General features: G+C 47.3%; 18 protein-coding genes and 1 riboswitch. Of the genes, 7 read left to right on the forward strand and 11 right to left on the reverse strand.

Translation table 11 applies throughout. The features are described from left to right. Window positions 1-407: 407 nt before the first annotated feature. A complete protein-coding gene (locus tag ACN5NT_RS08935; RefSeq protein WP_419175199.1) occupies window positions 408-3,284 on the forward strand; it encodes a M16 family metallopeptidase in 2,877 nt (958 codons plus the stop codon). A 109-nt stretch (window positions 3,285-3,393) separates the two neighbouring features. On the opposite strand, the gene ACN5NT_RS08940 is transcribed toward ACN5NT_RS08935, so the two are convergent. The 8 genes from ACN5NT_RS08940 to dinB all read right to left on the reverse strand — a co-directional run bounded on the left by ACN5NT_RS08940 (window position 3,394) and on the right by dinB (window position 13,014). Then, window positions 3,394-4,314, reverse strand: coding sequence for a universal stress protein (locus tag ACN5NT_RS08940; protein ID WP_136795873.1), 921 nt, complete (start codon window positions 4,312-4,314; stop codon window positions 3,394-3,396). Between the two features lie 142 nt (window positions 4,315-4,456). Further along, window positions 4,457-5,221 (reverse strand): precorrin-2 C(20)-methyltransferase, encoded by a 765-nt coding sequence (gene cobI, locus ACN5NT_RS08945; protein WP_136795872.1) that lies wholly within the window; start codon window positions 5,219-5,221, stop codon window positions 4,457-4,459. Window positions 5,222-5,232: 11 nt separating this feature from the next. Further along, entirely contained in the window at window positions 5,233-6,228 is a 996-nt protein-coding gene (locus tag ACN5NT_RS08950; RefSeq protein WP_419175200.1) for an ABC transporter substrate-binding protein, read from the reverse strand. Further along, the gene (locus ACN5NT_RS08955) at window positions 6,218-7,018 is read right to left on the reverse strand and encodes an ABC transporter ATP-binding protein (RefSeq protein ID WP_419175201.1); all 801 of its coding nucleotides are present in this window, start codon (window positions 7,016-7,018) and stop codon (window positions 6,218-6,220) included. Before ACN5NT_RS08955 ends, ACN5NT_RS08950 begins: the two co-directional genes overlap by 11 nt. Then, window positions 7,011-8,051: a FecCD family ABC transporter permease gene (locus tag ACN5NT_RS08960; RefSeq protein WP_419175202.1), complete on the reverse strand. Its 1,041-nt coding sequence runs from the start codon at window positions 8,049-8,051 to the stop codon at window positions 7,011-7,013. Before ACN5NT_RS08960 ends, ACN5NT_RS08955 begins: the two co-directional genes overlap by 8 nt. A gap of 228 nt (window positions 8,052-8,279) precedes the next feature. Then, a riboswitch (cobalamin riboswitch) is annotated at window positions 8,280-8,485 on the reverse strand. A gap of 423 nt (window positions 8,486-8,908) precedes the next feature. After that, entirely contained in the window at window positions 8,909-9,880 is a 972-nt protein-coding gene (locus tag ACN5NT_RS08965) for a hypothetical protein (RefSeq protein ID WP_419175203.1), read from the reverse strand. An 88-nt stretch (window positions 9,881-9,968) separates the two neighbouring features. After that, entirely contained in the window at window positions 9,969-11,810 is a 1,842-nt protein-coding gene (gene sppA, locus ACN5NT_RS08970) for a signal peptide peptidase SppA (RefSeq protein ID WP_419175204.1), read from the reverse strand. Window positions 11,811-11,910: 100 nt separating this feature from the next. After that, on the reverse strand, window positions 11,911-13,014 hold the full coding sequence (gene dinB / locus ACN5NT_RS08975) for a DNA polymerase IV (protein ID WP_419175205.1): 1,104 nt from the start codon (window positions 13,012-13,014) through the stop codon (window positions 11,911-11,913). Window positions 13,015-13,264: 250 nt separating this feature from the next. Here dinB and ACN5NT_RS08980 point away from each other — a divergent pair, with 250 nt between their 5' ends. Next, the gene (locus ACN5NT_RS08980) at window positions 13,265-13,927 is read left to right on the forward strand and encodes a Crp/Fnr family transcriptional regulator (RefSeq protein WP_136795867.1); all 663 of its coding nucleotides are present in this window, start codon (window positions 13,265-13,267) and stop codon (window positions 13,925-13,927) included. Further along, entirely contained in the window at window positions 13,924-14,220 is a 297-nt protein-coding gene (locus tag ACN5NT_RS08985; protein ID WP_419175206.1) for a hypothetical protein, read from the forward strand. The genes ACN5NT_RS08980 and ACN5NT_RS08985 overlap by 4 nt, the downstream gene beginning before the upstream one ends. Here the strand turns inward: ACN5NT_RS08985 and ACN5NT_RS08990 are convergent. Continuing rightward, on the reverse strand, window positions 14,217-14,525 hold the full coding sequence (locus ACN5NT_RS08990) for a hypothetical protein (protein WP_419175207.1): 309 nt from the start codon (window positions 14,523-14,525) through the stop codon (window positions 14,217-14,219). The genes ACN5NT_RS08985 and ACN5NT_RS08990 overlap by 4 nt on opposite strands. A 13-nt stretch (window positions 14,526-14,538) precedes the next feature. Then, window positions 14,539-14,787: a hypothetical protein gene (locus ACN5NT_RS08995; RefSeq protein WP_419175259.1), complete on the reverse strand. Its 249-nt coding sequence runs from the start codon at window positions 14,785-14,787 to the stop codon at window positions 14,539-14,541. Here ACN5NT_RS08995 and ACN5NT_RS09000 point away from each other — a divergent pair. The 4 genes from ACN5NT_RS09000 to ACN5NT_RS09015 all read left to right on the forward strand — a co-directional run bounded on the left by ACN5NT_RS09000 (window position 14,675) and on the right by ACN5NT_RS09015 (window position 17,737). Then, window positions 14,675-14,932: a hypothetical protein gene (locus ACN5NT_RS09000; RefSeq protein ID WP_419175208.1), complete on the forward strand. Its 258-nt coding sequence runs from the start codon at window positions 14,675-14,677 to the stop codon at window positions 14,930-14,932. The genes ACN5NT_RS08995 and ACN5NT_RS09000 overlap by 113 nt on opposite strands. Before the next feature lie 10 nt (window positions 14,933-14,942). Then, a complete protein-coding gene (locus tag ACN5NT_RS09005; RefSeq protein ID WP_419175209.1) occupies window positions 14,943-15,176 on the forward strand; it encodes a hypothetical protein in 234 nt (77 codons plus the stop codon). Between the two features lie 277 nt (window positions 15,177-15,453). Then, complete coding sequence (locus ACN5NT_RS09010; RefSeq protein ID WP_419175210.1) at window positions 15,454-16,323, forward strand: PHP domain-containing protein; 870 nt, start codon at window positions 15,454-15,456, stop codon at window positions 16,321-16,323. Window positions 16,324-16,348: 25 nt separating this feature from the next. Next, the gene (locus ACN5NT_RS09015) at window positions 16,349-17,737 is read left to right on the forward strand and encodes a sigma-54-dependent transcriptional regulator (RefSeq protein ID WP_136795862.1); all 1,389 of its coding nucleotides are present in this window, start codon (window positions 16,349-16,351) and stop codon (window positions 17,735-17,737) included. Between the two features lie 98 nt (window positions 17,738-17,835). Here ACN5NT_RS09015 and ACN5NT_RS09020 read toward each other — a convergent pair whose 3' ends face one another. Further along, window positions 17,836-18,705, reverse strand: coding sequence for an NAD(+)/NADH kinase (locus ACN5NT_RS09020; RefSeq protein ID WP_136795861.1), 870 nt, complete (start codon window positions 18,703-18,705; stop codon window positions 17,836-17,838). Window positions 18,706-18,878: the final 173 nt, after the last annotated feature.

Here is an 18,878-nt window from a genome sequence, read left to right on the forward strand (position 1 = left end):
GCGATTCGATAGCATAAATCGATTCCAGGAGAGCCAATCCGCAACGACTCACACCTCTCTCATCAACTTTTTAGGCTGAAGATGAGGGGTGATCTGCTTCTTCGCTTAACCAAATTCTTTCTCTCAGGGAACGGGAATACTGATTTTGAAGTATAGCAGTAAATAGAAAACTGGCAATCAGGTTGAGGTCGTTTATACGGAACAGGTATCACGCATGGAGCAGAGTTACTGATTATCAGATGCCCTTATCAAGTCTATTTTTCCTGTTATAAGAGTTGGATTACAGAAATGCCATAGAAGGCAAACCTTGTTTTTCCCATGATAGGAACTATGGTTAGCGCTGAATGATTATCTTTTCAAAGTCTATAGGATTCTTAAAAAAAAATACGAGTTTCAGAGAGTTGATCATGAAACATGTTCTATCTATTGGAGTTGCGTTCTTTTTTCTAGTTATAACCAGTTCACTGCATGCAGAGATGACGAATCAGGTGTGTATGGCTACGCCAGGGTGGCCGTCGGATCGCAGTGATCTGGAGGCTGATCCATCTCTTGTCCGCGGTACCCTGAATAATGGCATGCGCTATGTCATCAAGGAGAATTCTGAGCCGAAAAGCAGAGTGGCTATGTATCTGCTCATCAACGCAGGCTCGCTGAATGAGCTTGAATCACAAAGGGGAGTGGCTCATTTTCTTGAACATATGCTGTTTAACGGCAGCACCAACTTTAAACCTGGAGAATTGGTGAAGTTCTTTCAGGATATCGGTATGAATTTTGGTGGCGACACCAATGCATTCACCAGTTTTGATCAGACGGTATACAACATCATTCTGCCTGATGGGACCAGTGAAAATCTCGAAAAGGGATTCCTGGTACTCTCTGATTACGCCAGAAGAGCGCTGCTGCTGGAATCAGAAATAGATAGAGAGCGGGGAGTTATACTTTCAGAAAAGAGATCGAGGGATTCTGTCGGCTACCGGGCACGAGTAAAAGCGAGCGAGTTTAAATATGATGGGACCCTCCTGGCAACACGTCAACCGATAGGGCTCGAATCGGTGATAAAGGATGCAGACAGAGAACTGTTGAAATCATTTTATGACACATGGTATCGAACCGACAACATGGTGGTTGTGGTTGTCGGTGATGTGTCAAGTGAACAGGTGAAGCCCCTTCTTGAAGACGCGTTTTCGCCGCTTGAATCTCCAGTAGATGCCCCTGTGTGTCTTGATTTCGGAGCTGTAATCCATGCTGAAGACAAAGCCTATTATCATTATGATCCAGATCTGGGGAGTACAAATGTCTCTATAGACTCAATCTGGAACCTGACTCGTCGAAATGACAGTAAGGCTATGCAACGAGAAGAGGTGATACGGGTTGCGAACATCATGATGATGCAGAGACGTCTCAATAAACTGCAGGAAAGTGAAGGGGAACTCTTCTCGGGTATTGGTTACTATTCCGGAGACATGGTTCGAAAGCTCGGGTACTCGACCCTGAGTGCGAGTGTTGTTAATGGCAAATGGCAGGAAGGCCTCGAATATTTGGAAAATTATCTGAGGCAGGTGCTGGAATATGGATTTCAGGATCAGGAATTTGAACTTGTGAAGAAAGAGCTCATTTCGATGCTTGAGCGTGCAGTGTTGACAGTCGACACCAAGCCGTCTCAAAATATTGCCAGGTCGATAATGCGCGCGTTTGTCAGTGACAGGGTTATCATGTCCCCCCAGCAGGAGCTTGATCTGTATTCAGCCATGCTCGATGATTTGACTATGACAGAGATTAATGCTGGCATCAGAAAAGACTGGTCACAGGGGAACAGATTGGTCTCCGTTGAAGGCAGTACTGAAATCGCAGGTGATAAAGCTGAAGCGAAAATCCTCGACCAGTATCTTTTGGCAAAAACAAAAGCCGTTACACCTTATAAGGAGGATATCGTAGGGGAATTTCCGTATCTTACGATACCGGATGTTGATGACTCGATAGTCAAAGAACAGCATAGGATAGAATCGATAGATGCAGAGCGTATAATCTATGCGAATAATGTTTCGCTCATATTAAAACCCACTGAATTCAACGCAAATACCATCCAGCTGGTTCTTGATTTTGGTAGTGGTAAGCTTAGCGAGCCTAAACCGGGAATGGGGATGTTGGCCAATGATATAGTCAATGATTCCGGAACGGCTACTCTGACCAGTACTGCACTTGACGAATTACTCGCTGGAACCACCGTCCAGTTAAACTTTGAGGTGCGTGAGGACAGTTTCAGACTTTCAGGGAGCAGTCTTACCAAAGATTCTGAACTCCTGTTCCAATTGCTCTATACCCTGCTCAATGACCCTGGTTTTCGTGAAAGATCCTACACGTTTGCACGTAATCAGCTAAAAGAGATGTATGACAGTATTGCAAATGAGGCGGAAGGCGCAAAGGCCTCGGGTGTGGAGCGGTTTTTTGCCGGCGGAGACGAGAGGGTGGGATTGCCGCCCTGGGAGGATGTTGAGGCGATCAGTCTGAAAGAGATAGAGGCGTGGCTTGTTCCTCAATTTGCCGCTGGCGGTGTCGAGGTGGCTGTTGTAGGTGATTTTGATCCTGAAAGAATAAAAGAACTCGCACGGACGTATCTGGGGGGACTTGAAAAGAGAGAACCCATCTCCGGCACCAGCTCAACATTAACTTTTCCGAGAGGGCAGCAGCATGTAGAACTGGTCAACTCTCAGATCGATAAATCAATTGTAGTCGTGGCGTGGCCTACTGATGATTTTTGGGATATTAACAGGACAAGGCGACTCAATGTGCTTGCCGGAATCTTTCGTGAGAGGCTGCGACAGGTCGTTCGGGAGAAGCTCGGCGCAACCTATTCTCCAGTGGTGTTCAGCGCCCCAAGCAGAGTGTATACTGATTACGGTCGATTGCAGGCAGAAGTGGTTGTGGCGCCGGGCAAGGAAAATAAGATCATCAAGGAGATAACGACCATTGCCAGGGAGTTGAGCACGAAGCCAGTTCCCAAAGAAGAACTCGATAGAGTTATTGAACCTTACCTTACCTCTCTAAGGGACGCAGTGAACAGCAATCCATATTGGCTTAGGTCTGTCCTGGCAAATTCAACACGGCATCCGGAGCAGCTCGAATGGCCTGCGTCCATTCTTACAGATTTTCAGGGGATCACAACCGGGGATGTTGAATCGCTGGCAAAACAGTATTTGTTACCCGATGCTGCAGCTACTGCCGTGATTAAACAGGCAGAGTCGAAAAATAACGTTCAAGCAGATACCGGAAAACCAGCTGATTAATCCCGCTATTGCCTGCTTGTAAAGCAGCAACACTAAAAAACCGTAACTTCCTTTACTATCGGGGTTACGGTTTTTTTTTTTGCTGAATATCTGCCAAGAGGACAATGTCTCAGCCGACAACCCATAGAGCCAGATCTTCCGTCTGCATTATTGTCCGCCTGGCAACACCTCCAAGAAATCCTTTGCTCTCTCTTGCCGGGCGCCTGCCGATAACTATTGTGCCACAGTCATTTTTTCTGGCACTGCTTATAATCGCTGAGCTTTCTTCAAGGGCTTTGGGTTGTGGCAGGGTTATAATGCATTTTGGAGGAATCCCAGCTTCTGTTAACAGGTCAGTAGGGCCTGTAAACATGCAGCCGTTTCCTGACAGGTTGGCATCACACCAGTCTTTACCCCACTTGTCATAGAAATCCTCGGGGCGACATGCTGGCGGTGGAGAGAGGTAACCCCTTGCGTGGAAAAGATAAAAGCAGAGATCATCTCTGCCTGCAAAAATATGGGAGAGATGATCGATGGCCATCAGTGATGATGGTGTGCCGTCTACGGGCACAAGAAATTTCTTTGATTTGATTTCACCATCGATGATCCAGAGCGGAATAGAGTGACAGCTATCGAAGAGTGTGGAGGAGACAGAACCCATCAGCAACTCGCCCACAAACCCGACTCCGCGCCGTGCTATGACGAGGCTGTCTACGAGATTTTGTTCCGCCACCTGTTGAATGGAAGTAGCTATTGTTGCAGCCCTGTGATGAATCCGCGAAATCCGTTCGGCCGGGAGTTTTAGATCAATAAGCTTCTGGTGCGCTTTTTCAAGCAGCCTGCTGCCCTTGAGAGCTTGTTTGCTGAGCGGGCGATCAGGTATGAGTGAATGTTGCGGATTTTCCGGTTCGGCGAAACATCTGGAGCTGCTGTCACAATGGAGAATACATATCTCTATGTCATGCTGATCAGCGAAAAGATGGGCTGTGTAATCAAGTGAAAGAAAGCTGTTTATAGAGTCATCAAGCGCGACCAGTATTTTTTTCTTCATTGCAACCCTCCTCAGCGTAAGCTCCTTTTTATACAGAGTAAGACTGATACCGGGAGGGAGTCAAATGTTTATTCTCAGGGTTGTGGGACAACATAAATGTATCAGACCCGCCGGGGGGGGATGCCGGCGGGCGGGAGTTCAGTCAGGCGGCCGTGGCGATTTGTCGGAGCTGAACTGCTGCCCCCTCGCGCTTGCGCACAATGATAGTAGAGAAATAATGTGGATTTTCAGGTACTTTTGATAAATCTTCTATGATACGCTGATCGGTCATACCTGCTTTCTCTACGTAGACTGCATTGCTGGTGAGTCCGGTCTCCCGCAGCAGTCTGCAGACACGATCCATCACCCTGTGAACTTTCATGAGTACAATGGCGTCATACTCAAGCAGGGCGTTTCTGAGTTTTTCTTCAGAAAAGGTGGCGGGAACAACGGCGAGCAGATCATCACCCAGACATATCGGGGTTGCCGTGGAAGCAGAGCAACTGGACATAGCTGAGATGCCGGAAACAAACTCAACATGTACATCTTCCCTTAAGGAACAGATTGTCTCGTAGAGATAATAGCCGGTTGAGTAGATCGCAGGGTCACCGAGGGTAGGAAAGACCACATTTTTGCCGGCATCAAGCAATGAAAGAATTGTTTCCGCTGCTTTTTGCCAGGCGACTTCAATTTCCGGATGCAGTTTTTCACCCAGGCGAACCTTCTTCATGGGGAAATAGAGTTCAAAAACTTCCTTTTCACTGACATCTACTGCTTGCTGAACAATGGAAAGGGCTGTGGAACTACCGTTTTTGGAGCCCTTGGGAGCAGCCACAGCCGGACAACTCTTGATTGTGTTTACAGCTTTAATCGTTAGTAACTCAGGGTCACCTGGGCCTGTGCCGACGATAAATAGAGTAGATCGCATTTTTTTTACCTTCATTGCCATTTTTGCAATTGGGTCTGAGGAGTGAAAAGAGGTTCATGGCTGGCTACATCAGGCTGTTCCCGTCTCAGTACAGGGTACAGCGCTGATTGGATTTTACTAATGCCTGTGAGTAGCCGCATGGTGGGACGTGAAACAAGTTCTTCATCAACTAAAAAGACAGAATTCGTCTGTAATGCTTTTATGAGCTGAAAGCCGGGTTCGTTGTATATATCTGTAAGACTTACCCTGTTCATCCTGCCTGTCTGACTGAGGTAAATATCTATTTCATTGGCCTTGGCGAGAATACGCTCCTTTCCGTAAGGGGCTATATTGCTGTTGTTTCTGGCAACAGCGTCATTGGCAATATTCAGGCCTCCCCCAGTCTCAAGAGCGAACATCGATATAGCGTCCGGGGCGAAGGTTTTCATTTTGGAGTGAATAGCCTCGAAATAAACGCGTGGTCGCTCTTCCCTTGGAACCGGGATACTATCTTCCAGCTGATCAAGGGCGAGGGTAAACTGCTGTACCATTGTGTCCGCTTCGGTGGTTTTGCCAGTCAGAAGTCCAAGCAGTCGCCAGTAGTCAAACATCTGATCGATATTAGTAGGCTGCAGGGATACAACAGTAATTCCGGCCGAGCGGAGCTTGGAGATAAGCTCTGGCACTGAGCGTGATATCATGGGGCGGATAAGAATCAGGTCCGGCCTGGCGGCAAGAAACTTTTCCGTATTGTCACGATAACTGAAACGATTCTTATCAGAGATTGAGGCTGGGTAGTTATCTGAACGGCCAATACCGATAAACTCCTCGTCACAACCTAAAAAAGCGAGGTTTTCAGTGTGAGCCGGATAAAGGGAAATGATCCTGCTGAATGGCTTGTCAAATCGGATGGTGTTTCCCTCGTCATCCGTAATTTCGGTCATCTGGGCGAAGGCTGACTGGCCATATAGAGCGAAGCTCAATAGACAAATCAACACCCCGAGTTTACTCATCCTCTTAATGTTCATTGTTGTACCTGTACTGTATATGCGGATTTCCCAGGGACTGATGTACGATATCGGCATGAACCCTGAAAACAGTTTGCAGTAATTCAGAAGTGAGAATGTCTTCAACGGAGCCGGATGCTGCTATTTGCCCATTTTCCATAACAATAAGCTCATCACAGTAGGCAGCAGCGAGATCGAGGTCATGGATAGCTCCAACTACAGTTATCGAGTCATGGTCTACTCTTTCCCGAAGTGCCTGCATAATATCTATGGAATGCCGGACATCGAGGCTTGCTGTGGGTTCATCAAGTACAAGGACTTCGGTGTTCTGGGCAAGCGCCCGTGCCACCAGTACTCTTTGCCTTTCGCCACCTGAAAGCCTGGTTACCATTCGGTTACGGAGTTGGTAAATGTCAAGTGTCTTAATGGCTTCCATAACCAGGTCGATATCTTTTTGCGAAGGTGTGCCGAACCTGTCAATAAACGGGTGTCGGCCCATCATTACCACTTCAAAGACGGAGTATTCAAAATGAAGCGCCACGTTCTGGGGTACAAATGAAAGTACTTTAGCAAGATCAAGTTTTGGCAGGCGGTGGACTACAGTTCCACGCAGCTGCACCTTGCCTCGGGTTGGCTGTCGGCTGCCGTTTAACAGGTTGATGAGTGTAGTTTTTCCGCTGCCGTTGGGACCGATAAGCCCATACATTTTCCCCTTTTTTAACTGAAAATTAAGCCGTGAAAGGCAGGGGTGATTGCGGTATTGGTAATAGCAATCGGATACCTGGTAGACGATGGAACTGTTTTCAGGCATATCCCCTCCCAAGCTGGCGTTTTCTGAAGATGTAACAGAAGAAGGGGCCACCGATAAGCGCAGTCAAGACGCCGATTGGTATTTCGTGGGGAAGAATTGCGCGGGTAACGGTGTCCGCGACCAGCAGCAGGATGGAACCGGCAAGAAATGACGCAGGTAAAAGAATCCTGTTATCAGGCCCTGTTATCATTCGAAGCATATGGGGAACAATGAGGCCGACAAAGCCGATGACACCAGATACAGCGACACAGATCGCGGTAATAAGAGAAGCACTTATCAGGAGTTGCCTGCGGATTTTGGCACTATCCACTCCGAGAGTGTCAGCGGTGGTGGTGCCGAGCGCCATAATATTGAGATCCCTGGCATAGTAGCAACAAAAGAGCAGACATGGAGCTAGAATCAGTAAAAGAAGTCCTGCATCGTGCCATGATTTACCGATAAATGAGCCCATCAACCAGAAAATGATAACACCCACCTCTTCGTCAGCCATGTATTTTATAAAACCGATTCCCGCTGAGAGTATTGCTGCTACAATAACGCCCGAAAGGATAAGGGTATTTGAGGAAAGTTGCGGATCGTCCGAAGAAAGATAAAACACCGCTCCAAGTGTTGTAACAGCTCCAATAAATGCAAAAAAGGGAACGAAATATGAGACAGGCAGGGATATGCCGATAATCGATAGTATAAAGGCTGTAGAAGCACCAAATGCCGCACCGGATGAAATGCCGAGAGTATACGGGTCGGCCAGAGGGTTAAGCAGTATTGCCTGAAATATACCTCCGGCAAGGGCGAGGCCTCCTCCGACAAGGGCCGCAACGAGTATGCGCGGCAACCGTACATCCATGATGATGACAGAGTTGGTGGTATTTACAGCTGCATCACTGAGCCCTGGTTGATCGAAAAGCGTCTGCCAGAGTGTTGTGATAACATCGGCTGCAGATATGTTGATATAGCCCATACCGGTTGCAGTGATAATTACAGCAACGAGTACAGTTATCAGTGAGCCAAAAAGTAGTTTTGCCTTGCCGCGCATTACTCTCCTTAAAATAAAAAGCAAAATCCGGACAGCAAACAAAATTTCGGGGAACCGGGGGAATGCTCATTTAAGCTATTAACACACCAGCATATACTGAAGAAAGTGCAGGCAGTAGTATTCGGCAAGTGCGAAAAAAACAAAAAAAAATCCCGAATCACTCTAACAGTGATCCGGGATAGCCCTGGTTATCCGAAATCGATGTGCTGGAAAAATCTGTCCGCGATTTACTCCAGCATATTTTCAGGCAGGTCTTCTGACTCCCGGATCATCCTCTCCCCAGGCCTTCCCATCCTGTAATGGACAGTGGCATAGTTCCGGGGGTTGTCACCGGTTACAGCGGCGGGCCCGTCTTCGATTTTCACGAAGTTCCCTTTTCAGCTCAAAGGCGTATGCATTTCCTTATTATGAGCACCTGAATGTATAGTTATTCGTTACCCAGATAGAAAGGGGATGTCAAGTGTCAAAAAGGGAGGATTGATTATAAATTCTGAGTATATTGAAGTTTTTCAGCTATACATGATTTTTTGTTTGACGTTTTGTCCGATGATTGAACACCATCAGTGATGGGGATAATTCGCAATTGTATAGTGCCAGGGAGGTATATCATGGATAAGACCGATCTGTCACACGACGTAGACGGCAAAACTGGGGTTGGCGGAAGTAACGTCAAAGTTTGCAGGCTTGGAAGACGCTATGAGAGATAGTCCGTGTCGAACTTCGGCTGGGAGTGGCACGAGATGAAACTTCTTGCAGAGTAAGGTCAGGCCCAGTAGTACGCATAACATCAATTCAACCTGGTCGGAAGAATTGAAAAAGCCGGGGCAACGTGTTGAGCTGTCCCGGCTTTTTTCTTTTTATAAGGTCAGGTAGTAGTAGATGAGGCCTACCATGATAAGACTGATCACCCGAAAAGACTGGCTGCATACGATAAGTTGTGCGGCTACCCTGGGTTTAAAGATACCGGCATAATACGGGAATTGATGGCGAAATGCCCTCAGGGGTGACGACAGGATATTGCCTACCAGTAAGGCGAGTATGATTTCTCTTTGAGATAATGCTCCTTGCTGCAGCAACGCTCCGGCAGCGGCCAGACCGGCGGTCAGTTCAGCTGCAAGGTGCAGGGTGATGATCCCCATAGCCTGCGGGGAAAGCCACGGAATCCAAGCGAGGTACCCGGCTGCAAGCTCTTCGAGTTCACGAAAATATCCGATGCGATGTACTATAAATATAATGATATAGATCGGTACCGTGAACTTGATGATTTTGCGGATACGTCGCTTAAAGCGTTTCCAGCTTTTTTGCCACGCCCCCTGCCAGTCAATGCCCTTATTCTCAGTTGTTTCGTGTGGAGAGGCCGATATGTCAGGCTTCGGCAGAATGAGCCGGCTGATAACCACAATTAAACCTGTGCGAAGTACCGCTGCGCCTAATGTGATGCTTATATAAATGAAAGCGGCACCGTGGATAAGTGGAACGGTGATGAAAAATATGGTCGGCAAATGAACAAAGTAGGTCGGCAGGCTGTTGAACAGGTTGGCGAGAATCAGTTCTTTTCTGGAAAGCTGTTTTTTGTCATATGCTTCGGCAAGCAGGGTGTTTGCTGCAACACCTGAAAATATTGCCATTGAAAATGAAGCTCCTGCAGTATTCGACATGTTGCCAAGCCGGACAAGAGGTCTGGCGAGTGAGGCTATCCATCGGGTCCAATTAAGGGCTTCGATCAAATTGGCGACGATGAGACCTATGGAAATGAAAATAAGAAGTCGAATCAGGGGCCAGCAGAGCTGACCCCACAGCATGACAAAGAATTCCGGTGTTATCTCCATATGGATGATCCGTAACTAAAAAAAAAATAAATAGCCGAGTTACCGAAGAACAGTCTGGTTATTCAGTACCTTGACAACACAGTGTGTTCTATTCGGGTAGTTGTAACATTGAGTCGGCATAAATGCCATTGGGATCATTCATGATCAGGAGATCTCTGACCTGATGCTGCATCTTTCGATAGATGTTTACCAGAGAAGACGACGCAAAAAAGTCAGGAAAAACAGAAATAGTCGCATTGGTCAGCTGTTTGATGAGTTTGTCACGAACAGATATCTCTCTTTTAATGTAAACTGTCGAATAATCGTCCAAACCGGCAAGCTCTGCCGCAGCGACGACAGCGTCTGAGAGGCCGCCAAGCTCGTCGACCAGATCGATTTCCTTTGCCTTCATGCCTGAAAAAACACGCCCTTCGGCAATGAGTTCCATTCGATCCTGCTCAATTCCACGGCCATTCTCCACAATAGAGAGAAACCTTTCATAGCCGTTTTCAACAGTAAGCTGGATTGATCGCCTGAGGTTCTCCGGCAGCGGCTGGGTTACGTTCAGACCAGCTGAGAGGCTGGTGGTGCCGACGCCGTCACTGTATACACCAATTTCGGCAAGAGTATCTTCGAAGGTCGGTATGGCGCCGAAAATACCGATTGAGCCGGTGAGAGTTGTGGGAGAAGCCCAGATCTGATCAGCATCAGCAGAAATCCAGTATGCGCCGGAAGCGGCGAGGGCACCCATAGAGACCACAATCGGTTTACCTGCCTCTTTTAGTTCAAGAACCTCCTGTCGAATGATCTCGGAGGCGAAGGCTGAACCACCACCGGAATTTATTCTCAATACCACCGCTTTTACAGATTGATTTTCCCGGGCATCCCGCAGGAGTTTGCCAAGTGATTCACTGCCGATCACCCCGGCTGGCTGGTTACCTCCGACGATTTTTCCCTCAGCAACAACGATGCCGATTACATCTCCGTTATTATTGTAGGAATTGTAAGACTGATCAACAAAACTGAGATAGTTATTGAGCGTAATCAGATTTTCACTGGCGTTATCTGTGGCTTTTTTGAGGAATCGCTTGAAATCGTTGTGAGTCAGAACTTTGTCCACCAGACCATTATCGAGGGCCAGTTGCGCAGTGTCTCCGCCTGCGGCAGCAAGGTTGGTGGCAATATTCTCGATATAATTGGGTATAACTTCAGGCGAAAAACCACGCTGGAGGGCTATGCTGCCTGAAAAGCTCTCCCAAAGATCATTGAGCCATTGGCTGTTCTGACTTCTGGCGTACTCGGACATCGAGTTTCGGGTGAAGGGTTCAAGGGCAGATTTATAGTCGCCAACCTTGAATACATGATAATTTACTTTAAGTTTGTCGATGGCCTCTTTGAAATAGAGCGGGTAGGTGCCGAAACCGTGCAGATCAACACCGCCCATGGGGTTGACTATAATGGTATCTGCATAGGAGGCGAGGTAGTACTGTTTCTGGGTATAAAAGTCTTCTGAAGCATAGACCTTTTTCCCTTTTTGGCGAAAAGCGTTCAGCGCTTCACCTATGGCGTTCATCTGGTTGAGGCCTGCAGCACCCAGATTTTTCAAATCGAGAAGAATAGCTGTGATAGCGTTATCGTCTGCAGCGGTCTCGATTGCATCAATTACGTCCTGGAGAAGCACATAGCGTTGTTTCTGCTCAGAGCCTGCCAGGGAGTCCACGGCACTGGTTAAAGCATCTGTTGTGGGAGGCTCTTCGACTATGTCACCGCTCAGGTTGAGGTGAAGGAGTGAGTTGTCATTGAGTTGTGGTGCATCAGAACTGAAGATCCCGACAACGAGAACAAAAAGGATAAAGAGAAACACCAGGTTGATCAGGGTATTACGTATGACGCTAATGGCCCGGCCGGTATATTTGAAAATATTGGCAATAGCTTTGATGAGGTCTTTCATTCAGTCACTGTATATGGGGAATAATTTTAAGATTTTAAATATATAATTTGATAGAGATTAATCATTTTTGTCGGACTATACAAGCAGTGCATCGTTAGAACTAAGGTAATGTCTGCCGATCTACCTTGTCCGGAAAAGGCAGACGTAATTGGATCGGGCTGGAGTTGAGTTGAAACAGCCCTGACACAGTCACACCGAGAAGTCGTATCTTTTGTCTGCCGGCTTCAGTGTTTTCAAGTAATTTTGGTATGTAAAAACCTATATCCCTGGTGTTGATCAGTGGTGTTCTGGAAGTGATGGAACGGGTGATCGTAGTAAAATCATGGTAGCGGATTTTGATGGAAATGGTATGGGCACCCATGCATTTTTTCTGCATGGTGGCGATCACAGAATGAGCCTGCTCTTTCAGGATATGCTGAATCAGCTCCATGTCAAGAATGTCTTCCGACAGGGTTGTTTCGCTACCTATTGACTTGCGTTCCCTGGAGCTTTTAACAGGGCGGGGATCGAGTCCGCGACAAATACTGTGGAAATATCCACCCTGCTTACCGAAATGAAAAGTAAGTTCTTCGAGGGTAAATCTTCGCAGGTCGCCTCCTGTTTTGACGCCGATTCGTTCCATTTTCTTTTCTGTCGCTGCCCCGACTCCATAAAATTTGCCGATAGGAAGCGTGGCAAGAAAATCGAGAACTTCTGCCGGTGGTATCACTTTGATACCGTTTGGTTTATTTATGTCGGAGGCGACTTTGGCGATAAACTTGTTACAGCTGACTCCTGCGGAAGCGGTTAAACCTGTCTTTTCAAATATATCTTTCCGTATCAATTCAGCCACAAGAGAGGCTGAAGGTTCATCGAGGTGATTCTCGGTAAGATCAAGAAATGCTTCATCCACCGAAAGCTGTTCTACTAAGTCGGTGTACTTGAAAAAAATCTCCATTATCCAGGCAGAAATCTCCCGGTAGCGATCCATGCGTGGTCTGGTAAAGATTGCCTGGGGGCAGAGGCGGACAGCTTTCGCGCAGGACATTGCGGAGCGAACACCAAATTTGCGGGCTTCATAGGAGCAGGCGGCAACTACGCCACGACTATGGGGATTGCCACCCACTATGACTGCTTTTCCCCTGAGTTCAGGGTTGTCAAGCTGTTCAACGGAGGCGAAAAAAGCATCCATGTCTATATGAACTATTTTTCTGTTACTGTTCATCTATAAAGCTGGCTGTCTTGATGAAATATTAAATAAACGAGCAGGGGATCAATTGTGGTCAAAATGACTCAAGCGGCTTTATAAAGCTGATGACAAAACAATGAGGTATAAAAATATGTTGATGGCTTGAGCGGACCAGAATACGTTGTCTGGATAAAGCAGGTTGCCACTTATAACGCTCATAGTACTCTGTAGCAACCGTTCGATGGAAGGATTTCTTTGTAGTTAACCAGTAAGCGGATATGGAAGTATGGACAAATTTACAGCCATAGCATCGAGTAAACTTTTCCAGGGATTGCCACGGCAGCAGTTGGAAGAGGTTGAAAAAATTGCTATCGAGAGAACTTTCGGCAGGGGCGAGACGGTTTTCTTCGAAGGCGATGAAGGCAACGGTTTCTATATTGTAAAGAGCGGGAAGATTAAAATATCTAAAGTCTCTCTGCAGGGTAAAGAGCAGATCCTCGGTATTTTCAATGCAGGCGAGCCTTTTGGTGAGGTTCCGGTCTTTCATGGTCAGCCATTTCCTGCCAATGCAGAGAGCCTGGCCAAAACCACGTTGCTCTTTTTTCCGAGAAAAGAGTTTGTGGCAATCCTTAACCGGACGCCTTCAATTGCCCTGAATATGCTGGCGACACTCTCCATGCGGTTAAGGCAGTTTACCAGTCAGATAGAGGCGTTATCTCTCAAGGAAGTTCCTGCCAGGCTTGCTTCATACTTGCTCTACCTTTCAAGTGAACAAGGGGGGAGTGATACTGTTGAACTCCAGATCTCCAAGGGGCAGTTGGCGAGTTTGCTTGGCACCATTCCTGAAACGCTATCCAGGATATTTGCCAGGATGAGCGAGGAAGGATTGATCGAAGTACAAGGCAAGACAATTCGTTTGCTCGATAAGGAAGCGCTTGCAGAGCGATGACCGGGACAGGGTACGTTTCCTTTTCACCACTCTTTTATCTATTTTTTGTTTCTTTTGGTGCCTGTGTGGGTGAAGGCGTTGGCAATCATTCTGTAGTGTGTGTCTTTATCGATACCTATTTCCTTGCCGCAACGGCAGTGAATTTTGTGGCCGATAGTTTCTGTTTCAAACCACTTCTTAATTCGGTCTTTATGACAGCGAACGACATGGCCATGGCCGATTTTGTCATACTTCCAGAGTTTTCTCCTGCAGGCGGCACAATGTATGGTCAGCATCTTTACGGTGGGTTTTAGATTTTTTGACGGATTCGGTTGAGTTCATCGGGTGAGGTAATTTTGAAAAAGCGGACTTTGCGACTTCTGGGGAACTCACGTTTGAGGATTGGTTTGAGAAATTTAGCCAGGTCGGAAATGGTGACACGTGTCTCTTCTTCACGGTAGCCCCGTTCCTTTACAGAGATGGTCTTTTCATCGATTCGTAAAAGTGCAACGGTGCGGTTGCGTTTGTAGGAGAGTATCTCCACTCCTCCGTCAACCGGGCTTTTCTGGATGAAACGAATTGCGTCGTGGAGGGCGGTATCTATATTAACCAGGGCCATGAAATACGTGATGTCAGTTAAAAATCCGGTTCAGTTTTGAGCGGGACGGTTCCGGGATCTCATTGATCCCGCATCCCCTTGTCAGTACGCACATGGCGAGCCGCGGCTCGTCCATATAAACCCTGTAATCATGCGAGGAGATAATCGATTTGTCAACAGGATTGATCATCCTGGCGGAGAAGGAAGTGGTCCCTTCTCCGGAGGTGATGATTGGGGAAAGGGTGCCGACCAGGATGGCTGAAGTTGTTGTCGAAGAAGAAATCTTTTTGTTATCTCGGGAGAGTATGGTCTCACCGGAACCTTTTGTGATAGGCAGATCACGAAATGCTTCATCAGAGGCGCCGGATTGTTCAGCCTGGCATGGAGTATCTTCATCACCACAGGTTGCCCTTAGGAAGACCGGGTGATCAGATCACGATGGCTGTTCAGGATGAGCACGTTATTGACGCGATCGGCAACATCTTTTGCTCAAATTTGCCAATGATGGACCGCCTGTATCTTCATTTGCTGGCTATACGGGTATGCAGTAGCTTCAGGAATTCTGGCCGTACAGCCGGTGATGAGTTGAATCGCCATGATAACTGTTGTTGCTTTGCTAAAAAATCCTGCCATCTGCTTTGCTCCAGCCCGGTGATTGAGAACGGTGGTTGAATCATTTACTGTTTAAAGTGATCAACGTTCCCAAACGTGATTTCAGAAAGGTTGCATTCTAAACCCGTACATCATGCTATTTTCTCTATCGGATAGAAATTTGAGAAATATAGATAAAGATCAAATTATTGCAAACTTAACTCTGTAGATACGGAAAGTGGGAGAAATTGTGTGCAGGATCTGCATTATCCATTAGATTGTTGTCCTTGACCTACCCAGTGTATAGTTTCGTACTCGATATCAACCTGTTAAGCAGCTTATTGCACTTTTATATATTATGGCCTTGGATTTACACATACATTCCACCTTTTCAGATGGAACAATGACACCAACCCAGCTGGTTGAGTTAGCAAAGAAAAAGGGGCTCAAGGCGATTGCCCTGACCGATCATGACACTGCCGAGGGAGTGGCTGAGGCTGTCGCAGCGGGTGAGCGCTTGGAGGTTGAGGTGGTGAGTGGCATTGAGTTTGGCGTCATTCATAAAGAGACCCATTTTCATATGCTCGGCTATGGTTTCGATTACGATGACAGTCATTTGCTTGGAGTATTGAGCACGATTCAGGCAAACCGTGATGACCGCAATAAGCAGATGATTACCAGGCTTCAAGGGTTTGGAATAGATATCTCTTCTGAAGAGGTCGCGGCAAAATCTCAGTTCGGCCAGACTGGGCGACCCCATATCGCACAGGTGCTTGTGGAGAAAAAGCAGGCTCGTTCGATAGACGACGCCTTCAGCAGATTTCTAAAACGCGGTGCCATTGCCTATGTGCCAAGAAGGGTATTGAGTGCGAAAGAAGCAATCGATACGTTACACGGTGCCGGCGGGGTCGCGGTAATGGCGCATCCGGTAACTATCGATACATCTCTGCAGAACATTGTGCCACTTTTGAATATTCTGGTACATAACGGGCTTGATGGAATTGAAGCCTACTATCCCACCCACAGTACAAAACAGAGAAAACATATTTGCAGCCTGGCAGACAGGTATAGTCTTGTGGTAACCGGCGGGAGCGACTATCATGGTGATATTCGTCCAGGAACAACGCTCGCTGGAGGCAAAAATGTCCATGTGCCGGCGAAGGTGCTGGAGCCTCTCAAAAGACAGATAAGCAAGATACGACAAACGAATAATAACACCGGCGTTTGAAGTCGGAAGAACTACGGAAAAACTTATGTACTCCATTCTTATAGTCGATGACGAACCGAACTACCTCATTGTTCTTTCTGAACTCTTGAAAGATGAAGGCTATGAGGTCTTTACCGCGCCTGGTGGTGCGGAAGGGTTTGAGATGGTCAAACGTCTTGATTTAAACCTCGTCATTACCGATATGCAGATGCCGGAGGTTGATGGACTGCAACTTCTCTCGAAGGTTAAGGAATATAATGCGGATCTTCCGGTCATCATGATCACCGCCTTCGCCGAGGTGGATAAAGCGGTGGCGGCGATGCAATCTGGTGCCTACAGCTATCTGGCAAAACCATTCTCCAATGACGAACTGCTGGTTAACATCCAGAAGGCGATTGAGTTGTACGTGCTTGTTCAGGAGAACACCAGACTGCGGAGCGAGATTAAAGGGAAGAGCAGTTTCTCGGGGATGGTTGGCAAAAACCCGAAGATGAAGCAGGTCTACGAGATGATCGAGAAGGTTGCCCCAACCCCTGCTTCGGTACTTATCTCGGGTGAAAGTGGCACAGGTAAAGAGCTTGTGGCAAAGGCAATCCATATGAATTCTCCCCGTGAGAAAGGGCCGTTTATCACCGTGAATTGTGCGGCCCTTTCTGACAACCTGCTTGAGAGTGAACTTTTCGGGCATGAAAAAGGAGCCTTCACCGGCGCAGTTGCAATGCGCAAAGGGCGGTTTGAACTGGCACACAAGGGCACGATATTTCTGGATGAGATTGGCGAGATTCCTCTACCGCTGCAATCCAAACTGCTGCGGGTTCTACAGGAGCGCACATTTGAAAGAGTTGGCGGGACCAAAACCTTTGAGGTTGATGTTCGTATTATCAGTGCTTCGAACCGTGAGCTGAAAGAAGAGGTTGCAAAAGGTCGTTTTCGCGAAGATCTTTTTTACCGTTTGAATGTTATTCATGTATCTCTGCCCGCGCTGAGGGAGAGAATGGATGATATGCCTCTTTTGGTGGAATATTTTATTACGAAATTCAAGGACCAGTTGAATAAGCCAGATCTTAGTATTTCGGCTGAAGCTCTGAGGTTGCTGATGAAATTACCGTGGGAGGGCAATATCCGTGAGCTTGAGAATACTGTTGAGCGCGCCGCCATCCTCTGTAATGACAATGTGATTGAAGCGGATGATGTTCAGCCTGATTCTATACGCCCAATGGAACAGAGTAGTTGGAGTCAGAACCTTGACCTGCAGCAACTGCTGCCTGATTCAGTCGGCCTGAATGACGTATTGTATACAGTAGAAGAGAAAATGCTGCACCAGGCCCTTGAGGATACCGGCTATGTGCAGGCTCGTGCTGCTGAAAAACTGGGCATCACTAAGAGCCTTCTGCAGTATAAGATGAAGAAATACGGAATTAAAAAGAAGAAATAACAGTTATCAATAACAAAAAAGCCATGAAAAACACCCATACCGCTTGAGCAAGCGGTATGGGTGTTTTTGCGTTCAGTCATCGGGAGGAGCGAAGTATTTCAGGATTGCTGATCCTGGCTCCCCCAGCGCAATTTGTTCCTGAGGATAGTGAAGTAGTCTCTTTTGGGGGAGACGATGAGTTGGAGCGGATGTTCTGCTGTGCTTATCTGCAGGCTGTCTCCATCTTGCATTTCCCAGCATGGCTGACCATCAATGATAACCTGAGCGCATTCTGCGTTACCATTGCTTTCGAATCCTGTAGTAATGGGGGTTGTCGCCGGCAAAATTATAGGTCTGCTGCTCAGCATGAAAGGGCATATCGGGGTTACCAGAATCGTGGCAAGCCCGGGATGAACGAGTGGTCCGCCGGCAGAGAGATTATAGGCCGTGGAGCCGGTAGGAGAGGAAAAGATCAGTCCGTCTGCTTTATATGTTGTGATGTAATCGTCTCCTGCTCTGGTTGCAAGGTGGAGCAGACGGTCCAGGGTGTTCTTATTGATGACGATGTCATTTAAAGCGTAGCGGTACGGCTCAGGCCCCTCCTGTTTGAGTAACCGGGTCTTGAGCATCAGTCTGTTTTCAATCATTACCTTGCCGCTGAGCAGGTGAGACAGTGCGTTTTCAGTCTCTTCTGCGGCAAATTCTGTAAGAAATCCCAGGTTGCCAAGGTTGATTCCTGCTACCGGGATAGAGTGACGTGCCGCATCTTCTGCGATGTGCAGTAATGTTCCATCACCCCCCAGGGCAATAGCCGCGTCAAGATCCTCCGAAATAGTATTCAGCACGACGGAAATGCCTTGGGCCCGGAGTACGGAAGAAATCTTTTCGGCATGCTGCTGGGCGTGTGCGTCGTCCTTTTTGGTTATAAGGCCAACTTTGCGAATTTTAATACTTCGCTCTGCTTTGAACGGTTTGCTGATAGTATTCATTCTAATAACCCGGCATGCGTTTTATGAGGTAGTGGAATTTGAGAGAAGCACTCTGTTTCTTGTATCAAGCCAGCACGTTGTCTGCCAAGTTCTAATCAAGTCGATGATGAATTTCAATTGATAATTCAAGAATACCATGTATCCTTTCCGGCAGAGTGTCCACGGTTCTTGTG

The sequence above is a fragment of the Desulfosediminicola sp. genome (assembly GCF_048381775.1).
Lineage (GTDB): Bacteria > Desulfobacterota > Desulfobulbia > Desulfobulbales > Desulfocapsaceae > Desulfopila > Desulfopila ganghwensis.